The following is a 259-nucleotide window of genomic DNA, read 5'->3' on the forward strand; positions in this document are numbered from 1 at the left end:
GCGTTACAAGATGCGACATTAAGTATCGTACGTAACCGCGGCAATATTTCTGAAGCAGAACTAGCAGCATTCTATGCCGCAGGTTATGGCCAACAGCAGGTATTAGAAATCATTTTAGGTCTGTCACAAAAAGTGATCAGTAACTATACCAACCATGTGGCAAAAACACCGGTTGATGATGCATTCAAAAAGTTTACTTGGTAATTTTTTACTAACATTTTACCGACATTTTTATCAAAGATTATCATTCACGATAAGT

1 protein-coding gene is annotated in these 259 nt (G+C 37.1%); it reads left to right on the plus strand.

What is annotated here, in order from left to right; genetic code table 11:
- On the plus strand, positions 1-204 hold a 204-nt coding region (locus tag AAEY78_RS13790), incomplete at its 5' end, for a carboxymuconolactone decarboxylase family protein (RefSeq protein WP_502943781.1).
- Positions 205-259 lie beyond the last annotated feature (55 nt).

Origin of the sequence: Psychrobacter sp. 16-MNA-CIBAN-0192 (genome assembly GCF_040309565.1) — a bacterium.
Classification (GTDB): domain Bacteria; phylum Pseudomonadota; class Gammaproteobacteria; order Pseudomonadales; family Moraxellaceae; genus Psychrobacter.